16 protein-coding genes are annotated in these 17,330 nt (G+C 72.2%); 4 read left to right on the top strand and 12 right to left on the bottom strand.

Annotation, left to right across the window (positions count from 1 at the left end; translation table 11 throughout):
- Positions 1–119 precede the first annotated feature (119 nt).
- From ACIBJE_RS10775 to mqnC, 5 genes are all read right to left on the bottom strand, one after another.
- Entirely contained in the window at positions 120–350 is a 231-nt protein-coding gene (locus ACIBJE_RS10775) for a hypothetical protein (protein ID WP_396746196.1), read from the bottom strand.
- A gap of 60 nt (positions 351–410) precedes the next feature.
- Positions 411–1,121, bottom strand: coding sequence for a demethylmenaquinone methyltransferase (locus ACIBJE_RS10770; protein WP_396746193.1), 711 nt, complete (start codon positions 1,119–1,121; stop codon positions 411–413).
- An 85-nt stretch (positions 1,122–1,206) separates the two neighbouring features.
- Positions 1,207–2,412 (bottom strand): cell wall anchor protein, encoded by a 1,206-nt coding sequence (locus ACIBJE_RS10765; RefSeq protein WP_396746190.1) that lies wholly within the window; start codon positions 2,410–2,412, stop codon positions 1,207–1,209.
- A gap of 145 nt (positions 2,413–2,557) precedes the next feature.
- The gene (locus ACIBJE_RS10760) at positions 2,558–3,754 is read right to left on the bottom strand and encodes an LPXTG cell wall anchor domain-containing protein (RefSeq protein WP_396746187.1); all 1,197 of its coding nucleotides are present in this window, start codon (positions 3,752–3,754) and stop codon (positions 2,558–2,560) included.
- Between the two features lie 286 nt (positions 3,755–4,040).
- The gene (gene mqnC / locus ACIBJE_RS10755) at positions 4,041–5,231 is read right to left on the bottom strand and encodes a cyclic dehypoxanthinyl futalosine synthase (RefSeq protein ID WP_396746184.1); all 1,191 of its coding nucleotides are present in this window, start codon (positions 5,229–5,231) and stop codon (positions 4,041–4,043) included.
- Between the two features lie 356 nt (positions 5,232–5,587).
- Here mqnC and ACIBJE_RS10750 point away from each other — a divergent pair, with 356 nt between their 5' ends.
- Positions 5,588–6,352: an N-acetylmuramoyl-L-alanine amidase gene (locus ACIBJE_RS10750; protein WP_396746181.1), complete on the top strand. Its 765-nt coding sequence runs from the start codon at positions 5,588–5,590 to the stop codon at positions 6,350–6,352.
- 276 nt (positions 6,353–6,628) lie between these two features.
- Here the strand turns inward: ACIBJE_RS10750 and paaE are convergent, their stop codons facing one another.
- From paaE to paaA, 5 genes are all read right to left on the bottom strand, one after another.
- Positions 6,629–7,744, bottom strand: coding sequence for a 1,2-phenylacetyl-CoA epoxidase subunit PaaE (gene paaE, locus ACIBJE_RS10745; RefSeq protein WP_396746178.1), 1,116 nt, complete (start codon positions 7,742–7,744; stop codon positions 6,629–6,631).
- Entirely contained in the window at positions 7,741–8,214 is a 474-nt protein-coding gene (gene paaD / locus ACIBJE_RS10740) for a 1,2-phenylacetyl-CoA epoxidase subunit PaaD (protein WP_396746175.1), read from the bottom strand. The genes paaE and paaD overlap by 4 nt, the downstream gene beginning before the upstream one ends.
- Before the next feature lie 114 nt (positions 8,215–8,328).
- Positions 8,329–9,081 carry a 1,2-phenylacetyl-CoA epoxidase subunit PaaC gene (gene paaC, locus ACIBJE_RS10735; RefSeq protein ID WP_396746172.1) on the bottom strand — a complete coding sequence of 251 codons (753 nt, stop codon included), beginning with the start codon at positions 9,079–9,081 and terminating at the stop codon, positions 8,329–8,331.
- Complete coding sequence (gene paaB, locus ACIBJE_RS10730; RefSeq protein ID WP_088981097.1) at positions 9,078–9,365, bottom strand: 1,2-phenylacetyl-CoA epoxidase subunit PaaB; 288 nt, start codon at positions 9,363–9,365, stop codon at positions 9,078–9,080. The genes paaC and paaB overlap by 4 nt, the downstream gene beginning before the upstream one ends.
- Positions 9,362–10,432 carry a 1,2-phenylacetyl-CoA epoxidase subunit PaaA gene (paaA, locus tag ACIBJE_RS10725; protein ID WP_396746169.1) on the bottom strand — a complete coding sequence of 357 codons (1,071 nt, stop codon included), beginning with the start codon at positions 10,430–10,432 and terminating at the stop codon, positions 9,362–9,364. Before paaA ends, paaB begins: the two co-directional genes overlap by 4 nt.
- A gap of 376 nt (positions 10,433–10,808) precedes the next feature.
- Between paaA and ACIBJE_RS10720 the strand changes: the two genes are divergently transcribed.
- Positions 10,809–11,744 (top strand): hypothetical protein, encoded by a 936-nt coding sequence (locus ACIBJE_RS10720; protein WP_396746166.1) that lies wholly within the window; start codon positions 10,809–10,811, stop codon positions 11,742–11,744.
- On the top strand, positions 11,744–12,697 hold the full coding sequence (locus ACIBJE_RS10715) for a hypothetical protein (RefSeq protein ID WP_396746163.1): 954 nt from the start codon (positions 11,744–11,746) through the stop codon (positions 12,695–12,697). Before ACIBJE_RS10720 ends, ACIBJE_RS10715 begins: the two co-directional genes overlap by 1 nt.
- Before the next feature lie 10 nt (positions 12,698–12,707).
- Here the strand turns inward: ACIBJE_RS10715 and ACIBJE_RS10710 are convergent, their stop codons facing one another.
- Both ACIBJE_RS10710 and ACIBJE_RS10705 read right to left on the bottom strand, forming a co-directional pair.
- Positions 12,708–13,559, bottom strand: a complete 852-nt coding sequence (locus ACIBJE_RS10710) for a menaquinone biosynthetic enzyme MqnA/MqnD family protein (RefSeq protein WP_396746160.1) — start codon at positions 13,557–13,559, stop codon at positions 12,708–12,710.
- Positions 13,560–13,592: 33 nt separating this feature from the next.
- Positions 13,593–14,930 carry an MFS transporter gene (locus tag ACIBJE_RS10705; protein ID WP_396746158.1) on the bottom strand — a complete coding sequence of 446 codons (1,338 nt, stop codon included), beginning with the start codon at positions 14,928–14,930 and terminating at the stop codon, positions 13,593–13,595.
- 230 nt (positions 14,931–15,160) lie between these two features.
- On the opposite strand from ACIBJE_RS10705, the gene ACIBJE_RS10700 reads away from it, so the two are divergent.
- Positions 15,161–17,260: a HelD family protein gene (locus ACIBJE_RS10700; protein WP_396746155.1), complete on the top strand. Its 2,100-nt coding sequence runs from the start codon at positions 15,161–15,163 to the stop codon at positions 17,258–17,260.
- Positions 17,261–17,330 lie beyond the last annotated feature (70 nt).

The raw sequence follows: 17,330 nt of genomic DNA, 5'->3' as shown, positions 1-17,330 counted from the left end.
ACGCTCGTGAAACGCTTCACAAGCCAGTCGGGGAGGAGTCTATGACCGTCATTACCCCCGCCCAGGGTTAGGTGACCCTAACTTGCCTGGAGGGGGGTCTCGGAGAGCTGAGCGAGCACTCAGGGATGACCGGGAGTGACCCTGTCCAGGCCCACGTCGAGCCGGATCGCCTCGGGCAACTGGTCGCGCAGTGCCCCGCCGGCCACCCGGTCCAGCGCCGCCAGCACCTCCGCCACCACCTGCCGGACGGTGGCCGGATCGGCGCCGGCGAGCTGCCGGAGCTGGGCGACGAGTTCGCGCGTGTCGTCCTCGTCGGCGGTGACCCGGTACGCCTCGTCTGCTCCCGTCATGGCGGACAGCATACGGGGGCAAAGGCCACCAAAAAGGGATAACAGGGAACGTGAGGGTGACTAGTCGCGGACCGCCCGGTGCAGCGCCGCGATGCCGCCGGTCAGGTTGCGCCACGCCACCCGGCCCCACCCCGCCCCGCCGATCCGCGTGGCCAACGCCGGCTGGTCGGGCCAGGCCCGGATCGACTCGGCGAGGTAGACGTAGGCGTCCGGGTTGCTGGACACCGACCGGGCCACCGTGGGCAGGGACCGCATGAGGTACGACAGGTAGACCGTACGGAACGCGGGGTTGGTGGGCGTGCTGAACTCGCAGACGACCAGCCGCCCGCCGGGACGGGTGACCCGGGCCAGCTCGCGCAGGGCCGCGTCCGGATCCGACACGTTGCGCAGCGCGAAGGAGATGGTCACCGCGTCGAAGGTCGCGTCGGCGAAGGGCAGGCGCAGCGCGTCCCCGGCGAGCAGCGGCACCTCCGGCCGTACCCGCCGCCCGGCGGCGAGCATGCCCAGGCTCAGGTCGGCACCGACGGCGTACGCCCCGCTGCGGGCCAGCTCCTCGGTGGAGACTCCGGTGCCGGCGCCCACGTCCAGCACCCGCTCGCCGGGTTCCAGGGCCAGTGCGGCCCGGGTCGCCCGACGCCACCGACGGTCCTGACCGAAGGAGAGCACGGTGTTGGTCAGGTCGTATCGGGCAGCCACGCCGTCGAACATCGCGGCGACCTCGTGCGGCTGCTTGTCCAGACTGGCGCGCTGGCCCTGCGGGGTACGGCTCACTCCCCCACTCTGCCAGCCCCACGCACGACGGGGCCGGGCGGGATGGTCGCCCATCCCGCCCGGCCCCGGGCGTTTTCGCCGGACGTCAGTCGGTGGACCTCTCGTCGGCCGGGGTCACCAGCACCACCCGACGGCGACGGGAGAGCAGCAGCAGCGCACCCCCGACGAGCAGGACGGAGCCGCCGACACCACCGATCAGGCCGGCCTGGACACCGGTCACCGGCAGCCCGCCGTCGCCACCGCCACCGCCGGCCACCGGCGGGACGCTCGGCGAGACGGACGGCGAGGCGCTCGGGCCCGGCGTCGGGGCGGTCAGGTCGACGAAGACGTCGAAGACATCGCTGTTGTCGGTGTCGTCGACCTCGTTGAACGCCCGGCGCTGGGCCGGTCCGGCGACCTCCGGCTCCTCCTCCGGCTCGCCGGCGAGGGCCCGGTCCAGGCCGGTGGCGTAGATGACGCCGATCCGCAGCACCGGCTCGGTGACCTCCTTGGCCACCGTCACCCGCACGGTGTCGGTGTAGTACTCACCCGGCTTCAGCACCACCGCCGGGTCCTCGCAGAGCGCCTGCGCGATCCCGAGGAAGTGCTCCTGGACGCAGTTCTCCGGCAGCTCGGCGAAGCTGACTCCGGCCGGCAGGGAGATGAGGTAGAACAGCCCGGTCGCCCGCCGGCTGCCGCCGTTGTAGACGGCCCAGTCCAGCGGAGCGGTCTCACCCGGGAGGACCGGCCGCAGGCCGGTCTCCTCGTCACCGTCGACCACCACGTCGGCGTAGACGTCCTGGGCCCAGGTGACCAGGTCGTAGCCGGGCCTGGTCACGGTGAGGTCGACCTCGACGGCGTTGTTCTCCGGGTCCGCGTCGGCGGTCTCGGAGGTGATGGTGACCACCAGGGTGCCGGCGGCACCACGCGTACCGGTGCTGAACAGCGGGATGCCGAATTCCTCGCTGGTCCCGGCGGTCAGGTCGCCGAGGACGCAGGAGTAGACGGCCTTCCCCTGCTGCTGGCAGCCTTCGGGAACGAAGAAGCCGACCTTCTTGTGGTTGACCTTCCGGGCGTCCACCTTGACGGTGACGTTGCGGGCGTCCACCGTGCTCAAGGTGTTGTCCACGGTGAACTTGAAGGGCTTGGCCTTGGCCTCGGAGACGCCCCTGGCGACCTGGCCGCTGAGCGGAATGAGACTCAGGTCGACCTGGTCGGCCGCCTGGGCCGGCACGCCGACCGCGACCAGCCCGGCCGTGAGCAGGGTCACGGCGCCGGTTCGGGCCAGCGCCGCGCGGGTGAACAGGTTCATACGGTCCCTCGGAGTTGGGAGCGAGAGCTGAGGGCGGCCCGGGTCGGACCGCGCCTGGAGACGGTGGAGGCGGGACGGTCACCCATCCCGCCTCCATCGCGGTGCGTTATGTAGACGGCCCGCACGGGCCGGTTGAGGACGACCGTCAGACGGTCGACGTCTCGTCGCCCGGGGTCACCAGGACCACCCGGCGACGACGGGCGGCCAGGAACATGGCGCCTCCGGCGAGCAGCACGGCACCGCCGATGCCGCCGATCAGACCGGCCTGCGGACCGGTCACCGGCAGGCCGCCGCCGTCGCCGCCACCGGAACCACCCTCGGCCGCCACGATGACCCCGTAGCCGTCGGTGTTGTCGCTGGCGTCCACGTCGGCGCCCTGGATGCCGGTGACGTTCTCCGGCAGCTTGGTGGCCTCCAGGGCGAGGCCCCGCAGTGCCGGCGTCGTCACGATCGGCTCGACGGTCACGCTGCCGCCGGTGAGGCTGCCGGCCTTGACGTCCGCGTCGACCGAGAGCAGGTGGTAGAAGTCACCGGCGGAGAAGACGTCGTCGTTCTCGTCGGTGTCCTCGTCGACCGGAACCAGCGGAAGCTGGCGGTAGGTGCAGACGGCCTCGGTGTTGGCCGGGTTGTACTCGCAGTCCGGCTCCACCTCGGTGAAGGTCACGCCCTTGGGGAGCTTGACCGTGACGGTGAGCCCTCCGGCCGCCCGGTCACCCTGGTTGACCACGAAGTACTGGAGCAGGCCGGTCTCACCGGCGTGCAGGTCGCCGACGATGCTGAGGTCGCCGTCCTCGCCGACCTTCACGGCCTGCTTGACGTCACCGGCGAGCACGAGCAGGTCCGGGCCGCTCTCGTCGGTGAACTCGATCGTGGCGGACTTGCTGTTGTTGCTGTCGTCGGTGTCGTCGGGCGAGTCGAGGGTGAAGCCGACCACCGCCTTGTACGTACCCTCCAGGCCTTCCTGCTTGAAGAGCACCACCGGCAGCTCGACCGTCTCGCCCGGGCCCGGCAGCAACTCCGTCGGCACGGTGCAGGTCCAGCCGTCCGCGTTCGGGTCGCAGCCGGGGTTGACCGGAACGGGGGTCGCCTTGTCGGTGTCCACCTGCGACAGGTCCACCCGGATCGACACGTCGGTCGGGGTGTTCTTGCCCCGGTTGGTGACCTTGGCGAAGGCGACCTTTCCGTCGGCGCCGGCGGCGACCCGGGTGCCGACCACGTCGAGCGAGAGGTCGGTCTCGGTGCCGGCGGCGTGAGCCGGAACGCCGAGCGCGGTGAACACGCCGGACGCCAGCAGTGCGACAGCGCCAACCCGCGCCGCCGACACTCGGTTACGGAAGATCATTGAGGTGTTCCCCCATGGAAGACGGGAAAGAATGCGTCCGGGCGCGACGTTCACCCGGCACCGCCGACCGGGACGTTAGCGGTCCACGGTCGCCCCCGCCACCCCCTCGGGAGACCCGGGGTGAGCTGCTCGGCTAAGAATCACTTAAGGATTGTCCGAATTGATGCGCTTGCGGGGCGGAACCGCAGGTAACACTGGCCCCAATGGTTACCGCGATCAGCCCGCCCGCCGGACAACCATTGCCCGTTCGGTCGATCCTGCAATAACGACGATGATTACCGACCGTTTACTGAACATCCACCAAAGGCAGTGAACGGCCGACTCCGCCGCCCGGAATCGCGATCGACGAGAAGTGCGAGACGACACGGTCGTCGGTCGGGTCGTCGGCCGGCGTACGGTGCACCGCCAGGTGGCGGTAGAGGGTGTCCCGCTGGGCCGGGATCCGGTCGGCCGAGCGGATCATCGCGATCAGCTCGTGCAGGTTGGAGCGGTGCCGGGCACCGGCCGAGGAGATGACGTTCTCCTCCAGCATGATCGAGCCGAGGTCGTCCACCCCCATGTGCAGGGCGAGCTGGCCGACGTCCTTGCCGGTGGTCAGCCAGGACGCCTGGAGGTGCGGCACGGTCTCGAAGAAGAGCCGGGCCACCGCGACCAGGCGCAGGTACTCCAGGGTCGTCGCCTGGGTGCGCCCCTTCAGGTGGTTGTTCTCCGGCTGGTACGTCCACGGGATGAAGGCGCGGAAGCCCTTCGTACGGTCCTGGACGTCGCGGATCATCCGCAGGTGCTCGATCCGCTCGGCGACGGTCTCGCCGGTGCCCATCATCATGGTCGCGGTCGACTCGACCCCCTGCCGGTGGGCCAACTCCATGACCTCCAGCCAGCGCTCGCCGGACTCCTTGAGCGGTGCGATCGCCCGCCGCGGGCGCTCCGGCAGCATCTCCGCCCCGGCCCCGGCGATCGAGTCCAGCCCGGCGGCCTTGATCCGCGTGATCGCCTCGGCCAGGCCGACGCGAGAGACCTTCGCCATGTGCAGGATCTCGCTCGGCCCGATCGAGTGGATGGCGAGCTGCGGGTACGCCTTCTTGACCGAGGAGAACAGCTCCTCGTAGTACTCCACGCCGTAGTCGGGGTGGTGGCCGCCCTGGAGCATCACCTGCGTCGCGCCCAACTCGACCGCCTCGCCGCAGCGGCGCAGGATCTCCTCGGTCGGATGGGTCCAGCCCTCCTTGTGCTTCGGCGCGCGGTAGAACGCGCAGAACTTGCACGCGGTGACGCAGACGTTGGTGTAGTTGATGTTGCGGTCGATGAGGTACGTGACGATGTTGTCCGGGTACCGCCGCCGCCGCACCGCGTCGGCCGCCTCACCGAGAGCGTGGAACGGCGCCTCGGTGTAGAGCAGCAGCGCCTCCTCGGGCGTGATCCGCCCGCCGTCCGCGCCGCGCTGCAGGATGTCGTCGATCTCCCGGCTCACACTCACACCTGCGAGCCTACGTCGGTCGTTCGATCACCGGCACGCCCCTCCGACCAGGTGACGCAGACCGCACCAACGGGCGTACGACATCGCGTAACCAAGCGGCGGGCACCTGGCGTGGTCCGACCTGATCTGCTGGACCGCCCACCTCCGCACCGACGAGCTGGTCGCCGAAGCGCACCGGGTGGGTGTCCAGGGAGGCCCGCACGCGCGCCCCGACTGACACCTGTTCCACCAAGGCATTGATCGATTACGATCGCCGGCATGCCTGCCGAACGATCCGCAGCCGCCCGTCCCGCTCCTCCCGGCCGCCGTTGCCGACCGTCAGCCACCGGCGGAACCGCCCCGATGGACGTGGCCTGATGGCGACCATTCCCTGGCTCGCCGACGTGCTCCGCGCCGCCGGGGTCCGCGTGGTCGAGCACGGCAACTGGCTCGACCGGGTCGCCGGCAGCTCGTTCAACCCGATCGGCGTGCTCTGGCACCACACCGCGGCGACCTCCAGCGCCAGCAACCCGCACCCCGCGCTGAACATCTGCATCAACGGGCGGTCCGACCTGCCCGGTCCGCTCTGCCAGGCGCTCGTCGACTACCACGGTGTCTTCCACGTCATCTCCGGCGGCCGGGCCAACCACGCCGGAGCCAGCCGGGGCAGCGGACCGATCCCGGCCGGCGACGGCAACACGATGCTGGTCGGCTGGGAGATCGACTACAACGGGGTCAACCAGGCCATGACCCCCGCCCAGTACTCCGCCTCGGTGCTCGCCACCGCCGCCGTGCTGCGGCGGCTCGGCCGGGACGCCAGCCACGCCCGGGGCCACCGGGAGACCAGCACCAGCGGGAAGATCGACCCCTCCTTCATCGACCTCGACTCGATGCGCGCCGACGTGGCCCGTCAGCTCACCGGTAACCCACCCCTCGACCTGTGGAAGGACGACATGAAGCTGATCCAGTCGCCCGGCCGGGGCATCGCCCTGGTCGGTCCGGGCTACTTCCGGCAGTTGCGCAACGACGAGGAGGTGCACGCCGCCGTCGCCCTGGCCGGCAGCCCCCTGGTCGGCAACGACCGCCAGTTCGACCTGTGGCGCAGCATCGCCTACGACGGCCAGGTCAAGGCTCCGAGCTGACCGACCCGGCCGGAGCGCGGGGCTCCCTTCGCCACGGTCGACCCGACGCAGCGGGTCCCGACAGTCCCCTCACCCCCGACTCGTCGATCATGGTGTTGTGGCGCCTGACTAGTGGCGATTGTGAGGCTTGAACGGTGCCCAAAGTCCATGATCGACGGGGTGGGCGGGTGGGGGCATAGCAGGGGTGGGGGTGATCAGGGGGTTTTCCACAGGGGGCGGAGTTGTCCACAGGTGGAACGTGGCGCCGGTGACCGGTCGGCGGCAGGCGATTTGGCCTCAGGCGTCGTAGTCGACGACGAGTTGGTCGGTGGTCGGGGAGGACTGGCAGGTCAACACGTAACCGGCGGCCACCTCGTCCGGTTCGAGGGCGTAGTTGCGAGCCATCGACACCTGACCCGAGACCACCTTCGCCCGGCACGTCGAGCAGACCCCGCCCTTGCAGGCGTACGGCAGTTCACCGCGCACCTTCAGGGCGGCGTCGAGCACCCGCTGCTCGCGGCCCATGGTGAAGGTCGACGCCCGGCCGTCCAGCAGGATGGTGACCTCGGCACCGGTCCCCGGCGCGTCGGCCGGTCGGCGCGGCGGCTCCGGCGGCGCGTCGACGTGGAACAGCTCGGTGTGCACCGCCGACGCCGGGACGCCCCGGTCGGCCAGCACCGCCTTCGCGTCGACCACCATCGCGTACGGGCCGCAGAGGAACCACTCGTCGATCGCCGCCCCGGGCACGACCGTGTCGAGCAGCCGGCCCAGCCGGTCGGCATCGACGCGGCCGGAGAGCAGGGGCGACTCGCCCGGCTCCCGGGAGAGCACGTGCACCAGGTGCAGCCGGGTGGGATGACGGTCCTTCAGGTCGGCCAGTTCCTCGGCGAACATCACGGTGTTCGCCGTGCGGTTGCCGTACACCAGGGTGAACGTGCTGGCCGGTTCGACGGCCAGCGCGGTCGCGACCAGCGCGAGCACCGGGGTGATCCCCGACCCGGCCACCACCGCGCCGTAATGGCGGACCCGGTCCGGCGCGAACGCCGTGGTGAAGTGCCCCAGCGGTGGCAGCACCTCGACGGTGTCGCCGGAGCGCAGCGCGCCGCAGGCGAAGGTGGAGAACGCCCCGCCGGGGACTTCGCGCACGCCGATCCGCAGCCGGCCGTGCCGGGCCACGTCGTCCGGCGTCGAGCAGATCGAGTACGACCGGCGCACCTCGGTGTCGTCGGCTCCGCCACCCGGTAGCCGCACGGTGAGGTGCTGGCCGGCACGGAACGCGAACGTCGCGCGCAGTTCCTCGGGCACGGCGAAGGTGATCGCCACGGCGTCGTCGGTGAGCCGGTCGACGGCGGCGACCGGCAGCGGATGGAAGACCGGCCGACGACGGACCGGTCGGGTGATCGTGACAGTCACAGCGCCTTCAGGTGGTCGAAGGGTTCACGGCAGGATCGGCACCGCCACAGTGCCTTGCAGGCGGTGGAGCCGAACCGGCTGACCTGCTCGGTCTCCGGCGAACCGCACTGCGGGCAGCGGACGGCCAGGGTCAGCGGCACAGCGTCGGCGGCCCGGGTCGGGGAGGGCGGGGCGATGCCGGCGGCGGCGAGCTTGGCCCGCCCGGCCTCGGAGATGAAGTCGGTGCTCCAGGCGGGGGTGAGCACCGTCCGGACCTCGGCGTCGGGGTGTCCGGCGGTGACCAGCGCGCGGCGGATGTCGGCGCGGATGACGTCCATCGCCGGGCAGCCGGTGTAGGTGGGGGTGATGGTGACCACCACCCGGCCGGTGGCCGGGTCCTCCTCCACCGAGCGCAGGATGCCGAGGTCGTCGATGGTGACCACCCGGATCTCCGGATCCACCACCGCCGCCACCGCCTCCCGCGCCCTCAACGGTGTCGCCTTCCGTTCGCGACTGCGGGGCTCCGCTGCGCTGCACTCCTCGCGCTCACCAGAGCCGCCTTCCGTTCGCGACTGCGGGGCTCCGCTGCGCTGCACTCCTCGCGCTCACCAGGTCGCCCCCGGGTGGGCGCGGTGCAGCACCTGCATCTCGGCGAGCAGGTAGGACAGGTGCTCGGTGTGCACGCCGTCGCGACCGCCGGACGGGCCCCAGCCGTCCGCCGGGCGCTTCAGCGTCGCGTCGGCGAGCACCGCCTCCACCGTCTCCAGCCACTGCTCTCGCAGAGTCGACGGGGCGACGGCCAGCCCGGCCGCGTCCAGCCGGGCGGTCAACTCGTCGGCGGCGAACAGCTCGTGGGTGTACGGCCAGACCTCGTCCACCGCGACCTGCATCCGCCGGTGCGACTCCTCGGTGCCGTCGCCGAGCCGCCGCACCCAGAGCCCGGCGTGGTCGAGGTGGTACGCGGACTCCTTGCGGGCCTTCGCGGCGATCGCGTGGATCCGCTCGTCGGTGGACGCGACCAGCCACTCGTAGAGCAGGTGCTGGTAGGCGGCGAGGAAGAGCAGCTTCGCCATGGTCACCGCGAAGTCGCCGTTGGGCAGCTCGACCAGGAGGCAGTTGCGGAACGCCCGGTCGTCACGGAGAAACGCCAAGGCGTCCTCGTCCCGCCCGGCACCCTCCAGCTCACCGGCGTAGGTCAGCAGCAGCCGGGCCACGCCGAGCTGGTCGAGGGCGATGTTGGCCAGCGCGACGTCCTCCTCCATCTCCGGCGCGCGGGTGCTCCACTCGGCGAGGCGCTGGGCGGCGACCAGGGCGTCGTCGCCCAGCCGGAGCGTGAACTCGTGCAGGTCGCGGTTCACAGGTGGGCCACCCCGTCCGGCACCTGGTAGAAGGTGGGGTGACGGTAGACCTTGTCGGCCGCCGGGTCGAAGAAGGCGTCCTTCTCGTCCGGGCTGGACGCGGTGATCGCGCCGGCCGGGACCACCCAGATCGAGACCCCCTCCTGCCGCCGGGTGTAGAGGTCCCGGGCGTTGCGCAGGGCCACCTCGGCATCGGGGGCGTGCAGGCTGCCGACGTGAGTGTGCGACAGCCCGCGCCGGGCACGCACGAACACCTCCCACAGCGGGGACAGTTCCTGGCTCATGCCGCGATCCGCTCCTTCTTCCGCTCCGCCTGCTTGGCCGCGTACGCCGTGGCGGCCTCGCGCACCCAGGCCCCCTCGGTGTGGGCGCGGCGGCGGTGTTCGATCCGCTGCCGGTTGCACGGCCCGTCGCCCTTGATGACCCGCATCAGCTCGGCGTAGTCCGGCTGGGTGAAGTCGTACGCCTGCCGCTGCTCGTTCCAGCGCAGGTCGTCGTCGGGCAGGGTGAGGCCGAGGATCTCGGCCTGCTGCACGCACATGTCGACGAAGCGTTGGCGCAGCTCGTCGTTGGAGAAGCGCTTGATCTTCCAGGCCATGGACTGCGCGGAGTGGGTGGAGTCGCCGTCCGGCGGACCGAACATGGCCAGGGACGGATACCACCAGCGGTCGACGGCGTCCTGCGCCATGGCCTTCTGCTCCGGTGTGCCGTGCGCGAGGGTGTGCAGGATCTCGTAGCCCTGCCGCTGGTGGAAGGACTCCTCCTTGCAGACCCGGATCATCGCCCGCGCGTACGGGCCGTAGGAGCAGCGGCACAGCGGCACCTGGTTGACGATCGCCGCGCCGTCCACGAGCCAGCCGATCGCGCCGACGTCCGCCCAGGTCAGCGTCGGGTAGTTGAAGATCGAGCTGTACTTCTGCCGGCCGGAGAGGAGCATCTCGACCAACTCGTCCCGGCTGACGCCGAGGGTCTCGGCGGCGGCGTAGAGGTAGAGCCCGTGCCCGGCCTCGTCCTGGACCTTGGCCAGCAGGATCGCCTTGCGCTTGAGCGAGGGGGCGCGGCTGATCCAGTTCCCCTCCGGCTGCATGCCGATGATCTCGGAGTGGGCGTGCTGGGCGATCTGCCGGACCAGCGTCTTCCGGTACGCCTCGGGCATCCAGTCGCGGGGCTCGATCTTCTGGTCGGCCCCGATCACCTCGGCGAAGTACGCCTCCAGGTCGGTCCCGGGTGGGGCACCGTCGGGACGCCCCCGGGCGGCGGCCTCCCGCAGGGCCGCCTCCGCCGCCTCGACCTGATCGAGCAGACCCCCGCCGGGGGCCTCGTCCGGGTTCGCGAAGTCGTTGCCGTACACGGTCCAAGTGTTACAGCTCCCCGCAGTGGGCGCTAGAGGGATGTAACAGCGATCAGGATCGGGCGACAGTCGACCGGCCGACCACCTCCAGCGAGATCCGGTGGGACGACCGCCAGACAGTGCGACATGTCACACTCAAGAACCTGGGCAAGGCGGGCCAATGCGTCGTATGTCCTAGTTTTCCGGCGCGCCGACCGACGACGGATTCTGGCGCGTCCCGGTTCCGGACGTAGACTTTGCCGGTCACACCGATCGGCTCCGGGCGATCGCCGTTTTCCCCGACCGGCCGCATCCCCCGGCCCGGCCCCGGCCGCCCCGCCGACGTACATCGGAAAAGCTGGTCCCCCGGCCCTGACTTCTGGGAGTTCGCCCGCTCATGCGTCCCCGCGTGACCCTGGTGCTCGCCATCCTGGCGGTGCTGCTCGGCGCCGGCATGCTGGTCCCCGCCGCGTACGTCCGTCTCGCCAGTGACAGCAGCAGCTCGGGCGACGACCCGGAGAGCGTCGCGGCCCCGCCGCCCGTCGCGCCCCAGCCGCCCACCCTGACGAACACCGCCGTGTCGGTGCCCTTCGACGGCAGGTACTTCTCCTGGGCGCTGATGGACCGGGAGACCGGCACCATCTCGGGCGCGGAGAACCTCACCACCACCAACTCCACCGAGTCGATGATCAAGGTCTGGATCGTCGCCGACTACCTGCGCCGCCTCGGTGACAAGCCCCTTCCCGCCGAGCAGCGCAAGCAGGCCGTCACCGCCATCCGGGACAGCAACGACACCGCCGCCCAGTCGCTCTACCGCGCCGGCGGCAGCCGCGCCGTCGTCGAACGGCTGATCAAGATGTGCAAGCTGACCGACACCCGGATCGACCCGCAGGGCTGGGCGTACACCCAGATGTCGCCCCGGGACGCGGTCCGGATGGGCGACTGCATCGCCGACGGCACGGCCGCCGGCCCGAAGTGGACGTCGTTCCTGATGAAGGAGATGGCCAGCGTCCGGGGCACCACGGCCCCCGAGGACCAGCAGCTCAAGCAGGGCGGCGGCCGGTGGGGGATCATCGACGGCCTGCCTCCGTCGATCACCGCCCAGGGGCCGGTCGGCATCAAGAACGGCTGGACGATGCTCTGGGCCGACCTCCAGTGGCACCTCAACTGTCTGGCCGTGACCGACAAGTGGAGTCTCGCGGTGATGATGCGGTACCCGAAGGACCACGGGCTGGACTACGGCGCGCAGGTCTGCCAGAGCGTGACCACCCAGCTCGTCACCCCGCAGCCGGGGGCCGCGCTCAAGGTCCCGCAGCCGATGGCGAAACCCTGATGGCGGGCAACCGCCGGGCCAACCGGTCGGGCGGCGGCGATCCCTCGCCGCTGCGGTTGATCGGCGTCGCCGTCGTCCTGATCGGGCTGGTGCTGGTCGCCCTCCGGCTGCTGCCCGGATCGCCGTTCGAGTCGGACGTCGCCGCCCGCTGGGGCGCCAGCAGCGACCCGGCCGCCCGGGTCGCCGACGGGGCCACCGACCGCAGCACGCGTAGCACCCCGACCCCGACCCCCTCGCCCGAGCCGCCGCCGCTGCCACTGCGCGCGACCGAGGTCACGCTGGACGCCGAGGGCTGGTGGAGCTGGAGCCTGCTGGACACCCGGACCGGCGAGATCGCCGGCTCGGCGAACATGAGCGAGACCAACACCACCGCCTCGCTGATCAAGGCCTGGATCGTCGCGGACTACCTGCGCCGGGCCGACGAGGCCGACCGCACGGTGAGCGAGGCGAAGCTCGCCGACGCCACCAAGATCATCCGGGACAGCGACAACACCCGGACCCAGCAGTTCTACAACACCCTCGGCGGCGAGTCCTCGATCAAGCGGCTGATCGCCACGTGCAAGCTGACCGACAGCAGCCCGGCCGCCGACGGGGGCTGGAGCCGGACCAACCTCTCCGCACGCGACACCGCCCGGATGGGGGCCTGCATCGCCGACGGTCGGGCCGCCGGCCCGGAGTGGACCGACTGGCTGCTCAAGGAGATGAAGTTGGTCCGGGGCGCCGGCGACTTCGGCATCCGCAAGGCGTTCCCGACCGCCGAGCAGAAGCAGATCGCCATCAAGAACGGCTGGGTCGACCGGACCCGCGAGCAGGAGATCCATGTCAACTGCCTGGCCATCGGGGACGGCTGGACCATGGGTGTGATGGTCCGCTACCCGATCGGCCTGGGCTACGAGTACGGCATGGACAACTGCGAGAAGGTCGCCGAGCAGCTCCGGACAGCCGCCACCTGATCTCGTCGGGTCAGCCGGCGAAGAACTCCGGGCCGCCGGCCGGCAGCGCCGGGGCCTCGCCAGCCTCGGCAGCGCGGCGGGCGAACTCCCGCAACCCCGCGACCTGGCGCTCGCCGAGAGAGAAGTCCAACACCCGGAAGTACGACGCCAGCGTCTCCGCGTCGAACGGCTCCCACCGGGCGGCGGAGGCCGCGACCTCGTCCAGCTCGGCCAGGCAGAGGTCACGCGAGCGCAGGAACGCCTCGTGCACCTCCTTGACCAGACCCGGGTGGGCGGCGGCGAAGTCCCGGCGTACCGCCCAGACGGCGAAGACCATCGGCAGGCCGGTCCACTCCCGCCAGGCCTGCCCGAGGTCGGTCACCGCCAGTCCCCGGCGCGGGGCCTCGTAGAGGGCGCGCAGCGCCACGTCGCCGATCAGCACCCCGGCGTCGGCCTCCAGCAGCATCTGGGTCAGGTCGGGCGGGCAGCGGAAGTACTCGGGTCGCACCCCGTACCGTTCGCCGAGCAGCAACTGGGCCAGCAGCACCCCGGTCCGCGAGGTGGAGCCCAGCGCCACGCGGCGGCCGTCCAGCTCGGTCAGCGGGCGGGTCGAGACCACGTTGACCGAGAGCACCGGGCCGTCGCTGCCCACCGCCAGGTCGGGCAGGAGCAGCAGGTCGTCGGCGTGGCGCAGGTACTCCACGTGCGAGATGGGACCGATGTCCAGGTCACCGGCGACCAGCGCGGCGCTGAGCCGGTCCGGCGAGTCCTTGTGCAGGTCGACGTCGATCAGCGCACCGGAACGCATCAGGCCCCAGTAGATCGGCAGGCAGTTGAGGAACTGGATGTGCCCGACCCGGGGGCGTGCGACGCGGTCAACCATGCCCCGACCGTATCCCCGCCGGGACCGGACGGCTCACCGGGCGGGGGTGGGAGTGGCCAACCCCGCATCGGCGGCACCGTCCCCCACCTCGCCGGCCGGGTCCGGCACGGCGACGGGCGGACCGCCCGGGACCGGTCGGTGCCGCCGGTCGGCCCGCACCGCGCGGGCGACCGGCACCACGAAGACGGCGACCACCAGCAGGCCCGCCACACCGCAGGCGGCGACCAGCGGACGGGGCGTGGCCACCTCCATCGCCAGCCCACCGATCAGGTAGCCGACCATCGCGGCACCCTGGGTGGCCCCGCCGAAGACCGCGAAGGCCCGGCCGCGGGCCGCCTCGGGCACCCGGCGGGCCAGCAGGAGGTTGTTCAGCACACTGTCGCCGCCGTTGGCCACCCCGCCCAGCAGCCAGCACGGCACCACCAGCAGCGCGACCGGCATCACCGCCCCGACCAGGACCATCAGGCAGCAGCCGGCCAGCAGGACCAGCCCACCCCAGAGCAGCGTGGCGTCGTCGGTGAGCCGGGAGGCCAGCCGGGCCAGCAGCCAGGCCCCGGGCAGGATGCCGAGCGGCCAGGCTGCGGTGACCACGCCGAACACGGTCGCGGACGCGTCCAGGGTCTCCCGGAGGTAGAAGACCTCCACCACCCCGAGCGCGCCGAGCGCGCCGACCACCGCGGCCATCGTGGCGACCATCGCCACCAGCAGCGGATCGCTGCGCAGTCGCCAGGCCGGTGCCGGACGGCCGCCGCCGGACGTCGCCGGCCCGGCGACCCGGGAACCACCCCGGCGGGTACGGATCATCAGCCCGGCCAGCACCAGCGCGAGGTAGCTGGCGGCGTCGACGAGCAGCGGCAATCGGGTGCCGAACTGTCCCACCAGCAGCCCGGCCAGGGCCGGCCCGCCGAGCATCCCGATGGTGGCCGCGGTCTGGTTGAACGCGCTGGCCCGGGGCAGGTCCTCGGCGCGGACCATCGCGGGCAGCAGCGCGGCCAGCACGGGCTGGGTGACCGCGAGACCGCTGGCGAGCAGCGCCACCAGCGTGACGATCACGACCGGATGCTCGGCGTACGCGAGCGCCAGACAGACGGCCGCCTGGGCGAACCCGGCACCGACCAGCAGGGTGCGGCTGTCCACCCGGTCGGCCAGCCGCCCGGTCAGCGGGGCGAGGAGCACCAGCGGCAGGGACGCGGCGAGCAGCAGCGCCGACACCGCCAGCCCACCGGCCCCGGCGGACTGGAGCGCCAGGGCCAGCGCCGTGGCGGCGAGGAAGTCCCCGCAGGTGGAGACGGATCGGGCGACGGTCGCGAACCCGACGTCGGACCACCGGGAGGCGGGCGGGCAGGCCGGCAGGGCGGAGGCGGAGGGCATTTCGCGGAACGTAGTTGCGCGCCTCCGGCCGGCACAACCGGTTAATCCACGACGGTCTGCCGGCGCCACGGGCGAAATATCGGCCGCCGTGCCGGGCGGCGGGGCGTAAACTCTTCGTTCCCGCCTGACGGCCGCGGTGATCGAGCACCGCAGCGGACGTCCCGCGCCGGCCCACACGGTCGGAAACGCGAGCGGCAGTGTCTTCTCCCCCGTGTCGAGGAGTACGTCGGATGTCCCTGCGCGCCCCCGTGTCCCTGGCGGACGAACTCGCCGCCGAACAGTCCCACCTGGCCGCGTCCCGCACGGCGCTGCGCCGGATGCGCGAACGCGCCGAGGTCCTCTTCGCCGGTGGCGACAAGGTCGCCGGTGACGCCTACACCGCTGAGCAGCTCGGGCGGCACATGGCCCGACGCGTCGCGGAACTCGCCGACGACCCCACCACCCCGCTCTTCTTCGGCCGGCTCGACTTCGGCGAGACGGCCGACGGACAGCACAGCGGCGAGGCGGCCGACGGACAGCACAGCGGCCGGGCGGCCGACCCGGACCATGCCGGGCACCGCTACCACGTCGGGCGGCGGCACGTCACCGACGAGGCCGGCGAGCCGCTGGTGCTGGACTGGCGGGCCCCGGTCTCGCGGTCGTTCTACCGGGCCAGCGCCCGCGACCCGCAGGGCGTGGCGACCCGACGCCGGTTCGGCTTCAGCGGGGGAACGCTGACCAGCTTCGAGGACGAGCACCTCGACCGGGGCGAGGAACTCGGCACCACCAGCCGCATCCTCACCGCCGAGATCGAGCGGCCCCGCGTCGGCCCGATGCGGGACATCGTCGCCACCATCCAGCCCGAGCAGGACGAACTGGTTCGGGCCGACCTGGCCGACTCGATCTGCGTGCAGGGCGCGCCGGGCACGGGCAAGACGGCGGTCGGCCTGCACCGGGCCGCGTACCTGCTCTACCTGCACCGGGAACGGCTGCGCCGCTCCGGCGTCCTGATCGTCGGGCCGAACCGGGCCTTCCTGTCGTACATCGCGGCGGTGCTGCCGGCGCTCGGCGAGGTCGAGGTGGAGCAGGCCACCGTGGAGGACCTGGTCGACCGGGTCGCCGTCCGGTCGGTCGACGACCCGGCGGTGGCGACGCTCAAGCACGACGCGCGGATGGCGGAGGTGCTGCGCCGGGCGGTCCGGTCGCACGTGGGTGAGCCGACCGAGCCGATCGTGGTCTCGGACGGGTCGTTCCGCTGGCGGATCGGGCTGGATCCGTTGCACCGGGTGGTCGAGGAGACCCGCCGGGAGGGGCTGCCGTACGCCACCGGGCGGGAACGGGTCCGGGCCCGGGTGGTCGGGCTGCTGCAACGGCAGGCCGAGGCCCGGCGGGCCGAGTCGCCCGGCGACGCCTGGCTGCGCCGGATGGGGAAGGCCCGGTCGGTCACCGCGTTCCTCGACGCGGTCTGGCCGGCGCTCACCCCGGAGGGGCTGGTGCACCGGCTGCTCGCCGACCCGCAGCTGTTGGCCGAGGCGGCCGACGGCCTGCTGTCCCCGGTCGAACAGGCGCTGCTCATCTGGACGAAGCCGGCCCGGACCCCGAAGGCGACCCGGTGGAGCGCCGCCGACGCGGTCCTCGTCGACGAGGCCGCCGGCCTGATCGAACGACCGGCCGGCTACGGACACGTGGTGGTCGACGAGGCCCAGGACCTCTCCCCGATGCAGTGCCGGGTGATCGCCCGGCGCAGCGAGCACGGCTCGATCACACTTCTCGGCGATTTGGCCCAGGGCACCGCCCCATGGGCCGCCACGGACTGGCGGGAGAGCCTGGCCCACCTGGGCAAGCCGGACGCGGCGGTGGTCCCGCTGACCGTCGGGTTCCGGGTGCCGGCCGTGGTGGTGGCGTTCGCCAACCGACTGCTCCCGGCGCTCGCCGTGGACGTACCGCCGGCCGAGTCGCTGCGCCGCGACGGTGCGCTCGACGTGCGTACCGTGACCGATCTGGCGGCGGCGACGGTGGCCGAGGTGCGCGCGGCGCTGGCCCACGACGGTTCGGTCGGGGTGATCGCCGCCGACGACGCGGTCGACGGTCTGCGCGCCGCCCTCGACGCGGCCGGCGTGCCGACCGGCGGCGCGGACGACGTCGAGGCCGCCGCGAGGGTCACCGTCGTCCCGGCTACCCTGGTCAAGGGCTTGGAGTACGACCACGTGGTGGTCGTCGAGCCGACGGCGATCGTCGCCGCCGAGCCGCGTGGCCTGCACCGCCTGTACGTGGTGCTCACCCGGGCGGTCTCCCGCCTCGCCGTCCTGCACACCACCCCCCTGCCCGTGCCCCTCACCGAAGCGGCGTAGCGCGCGGGCGTTCTGGCCGGTTCCCCGGACGAGGCGCGCCCGCCGGTGTGAGGATGCCGGCAGGGCGTGC

Origin of the sequence: Micromonospora sp. NPDC050187 (assembly GCF_044459745.1) — a bacterium.
Lineage (GTDB): Bacteria > Actinomycetota > Actinomycetes > Mycobacteriales > Micromonosporaceae > Micromonospora.
This window is presented reverse-complemented; position numbering and strand designations above follow the sequence as displayed.